Genomic DNA, 2,824 nt, shown 5'->3' on the forward strand with positions numbered 1-2,824 from the left:
GTTTCGACTGCGCCGGAAGTGGGGCGAATTATAGACACCTGAGATCTGCCGTCAACCACTATTTACGCCTTTTTGGCAGAAGAGGCCTTTTTTGTCATTAATCGTGGGATTCGGCGTGCCACCGGCGGTAGGCGCAGCACTAGCAGCAACACACCTATAACGGCATAGATCGCCCACTCCTTCAGATCGGCACGCACGATCCACAGCATATGCAGCAATCCAAGCCCCAGAATCACATACACCAGACGATGCAACTTCTTCCAACGAACACCCAACCTTCTTTGACTGTATCGATTGGAAGTCACAGCCAGTGCCAGCAAACACAGAAAACCTAGCGCACCAACAATGATGTAAGGACGCTTGCGCAACTCGACGCCCAATTGCGACCAGTCAAACCCCAGAATAAATGCCAAATAGGCGCTCAAGTGCAGTACGACATAACAGAAGCACCAAAGCCCCAGCTGACGCCGGACAGCAATCCACCCCGCCCAACCTGTGAGTTTCTGCAGTGGCGTCATACTTAATGTAATAAGCAAGAGGACAAGCGTTCCCAATCCCAACCGGTCGACCAGCACTTTGCCAGGGTCTGGCCCCAACACATCCTCCCAAGCCTGATACAACCAGAGCAGGGGCCACACCATCGCCGCAATGAAAACGCCAATACGCCAAAGCGGATATCGCATCAGTAATTCTTCCGCAGATCGAGCCCTGTATATAGAGAAGCAACTTCGTCCGCATAGCCGTTGAACATTTGCGTGTCCCGCACATTCGGCTTGAACAGACCACTTGGCAAGCGTCGCTCACGCGCCTGCGTCCAGCGTGGGTGGTCAACCGCAGGATTCACGTTCGCATAGAAACCATATTCGTCCGAGGCAATACTCTGCCAAGTGGTTTTGGGCTGCTCGCTCACCAGACTGATGCGCACGATGGACTTGATGCTTTTGAACCCGTACTTCCACGGCACTACCAAACGCAGCGGCGCTCCGTTCTGGTTCGGCAATTTGCGCCCGTACATCCCCACCGCCAGTATCGCCAAAGGATTCATCGCCTCATCCAGTCGAAGTCCTTCCACATAAGGCCAGTCAATCAAGGCAAAACCAGAGCGCTGCCCCGGCATGCTCTTGGGATCCTGCAGAGTTTCAAAGCGAATGAATCTGGCCTTTGACGTTGGCTCGACCTGGCTGAGCAAAGCCGATATCGGGAAGCCTATCCAGGGAATCACCATGGACCACGCCTCAACGCAGCGAAGTCGGTAAATGCGCTCCTCCAACTGATAAGGCTTCATGAAGTCTTCCAGCGCATACCGTCCCGGCTTGCCCACCTCCCCGTCCACGACCACCGTCCACGGTTCAGTCTTCAGGGTGCCGGCATTGGCAGCCGGATCGCCCTTGTCGGCACCGAACTCATAAAAGTTGTTGTAATGGGTCGCATCCTTGAAGGGGGTTATTGCCTCATCCCTGACATTGACCGCGCCCCATTTGGTCGAAGGCAGCTTTTCGCTGAACCAGGAAGGCGCCTTGCCAGGCTCCACATCCGGATAACGCGCCGCCTCATCAGCCACTGCCCAATGAGGCAGAGCGCCCACAGCCAATCCGGCAGCAGCAGCGCCCAACACAGTGCGTCGAGAAAGATAAATAGATTCAGGCGTGACGTCCGATTCATGGCAATCGGACGCTTTGGGGATTTTGATCAGCATGGCTACTCCGCAGCATTGGAGAACAGATGCACCAACAGTCTGCGGAGTATGAGGGAAATTACATCACTCGACGCTTTTGCGCCGACGAAGATGTAACAAGTACTGCACCGGTCCGGAAGCCGCATAGGCGAGGAACACCAGCAGCAGAATGCGCGGAGGATCACTGAACACGACTGCGAACACCAGCACGACAGCGAGGATAGCCACGAAAGGTACGCGTCCTTTCAGGTCCAGCTCCTTGAAGCTGTTGTACTTGATGTTGCTGACCATCAGCATGCCCGCGGCTGCCACCATCAACGCCACCAGAAAGGACATCTTGGAGCCCTGAATGCCGTAATCGCTGAACGCCCAAACGATACCCGCCACGACTCCGGCAGCAGCCGGGCTGGCCAGACCGATGAAATAGCGCTTGTCGGCGGTGCCGACCTGAGTGTTGAAGCGCGCCAGACGCAACGCAGCGCCCGCTACATATATGAAGGCGACCATCCAGCCAACCTTGCCCATGTCGCCCAGCGCCCAACCAAATGCCAGCAACGCCGGCGCCACACCGAAAGCGACCATGTCCGACAGCGAGTCGTACTCGGCACCGAACGCACTCTGGGTGTTGGTCATGCGGGCAACACGACCATCCAGGCCGTCAAGCACCATGGCGACAAAGATCGCGATGGCAGCGAAAGCGAAGTACTTGCTTGCGCTGACCGAGTCGCCGGCGCTCAAGGCGGCCTGCGCGCTCATCGAGTTGATGATGGAATAGAAACCTGCGAACAGGTTCGCAGTGGTAAACAGATTCGGCAAAAGATAGATACCACGATGCCGGACTTTACGGCCTTCAGCGTCGTGCCCTTCTTCGATATGTTCATCGATGGGCAGCAGGCTTTCGGCGTCAGAGGCCTGGTTTGGCTCTTCGGGACGTTCGCTCATGGACAATACCTTGCAACGGGGTGGAAAGTTTCGACAGGTGTCTGCGACAGCGGTTCGCATCGCAAACGATGCAGCTTTATACCAGAACCGGCGATCCAAACGAAAAAACGCGGCCTAAGCCGCGTTTTTCGTACAAGTGTCAGACTTAGTTTTTGGCTTTGTCGACGATCTTGTTGGCACCGATCCACGGCATCATGGAGCGCAGTT

3 protein-coding genes are annotated in these 2,824 nt (G+C 55.9%); all 3 read right to left on the minus strand.

Features of this window, described 5'->3' with window-relative positions:
- Positions 1 to 62: 62 nt before the first annotated feature.
- The gene (gene msrQ, locus D8V06_RS15975) at positions 63 to 683 is read right to left on the minus strand and encodes a protein-methionine-sulfoxide reductase heme-binding subunit MsrQ (RefSeq protein WP_130931288.1); all 621 of its coding nucleotides are present in this window, start codon (positions 681 to 683) and stop codon (positions 63 to 65) included.
- Positions 683 to 1,696 (minus strand): protein-methionine-sulfoxide reductase catalytic subunit MsrP, encoded by a 1,014-nt coding sequence (gene msrP, locus D8V06_RS15980; protein ID WP_130931289.1) that lies wholly within the window; start codon positions 1,694 to 1,696, stop codon positions 683 to 685. The genes msrQ and msrP overlap by 1 nt, the downstream gene beginning before the upstream one ends.
- Positions 1,697 to 1,759: 63 nt before the next feature.
- A complete protein-coding gene (gene pssA, locus D8V06_RS15985; RefSeq protein WP_056855607.1) occupies positions 1,760 to 2,617 on the minus strand; it encodes a CDP-diacylglycerol--serine O-phosphatidyltransferase in 858 nt (285 codons plus the stop codon).
- Between the last annotated feature and the right edge of the window lie 207 nt (positions 2,618 to 2,824).

This window comes from Pseudomonas sp. Sample_24 (genome assembly GCF_004307605.1).
In the GTDB taxonomy this organism is placed as follows: Bacteria; Pseudomonadota; Gammaproteobacteria; order Pseudomonadales; family Pseudomonadaceae; genus Aquipseudomonas.

Bases quoted from the DNA above. Each gene is read 5' to 3' on its own strand.
- msrQ (WP_130931288.1), bottom strand. From the start codon at position 683: ATGCGATATCCGCTTTGGCGTATTGGCGTTTTCATTGCGGCGATGGTG.
- pssA (WP_056855607.1), bottom strand. From the start codon at position 2,617: ATGAGCGAACGTCCCGAAGAGCCAAACCAGGCCTCTGACGCCGAAAGC.
- msrP (WP_130931289.1), bottom strand. From the start codon at position 1,696: ATGCTGATCAAAATCCCCAAAGCGTCCGATTGCCATGAATCGGACGTC.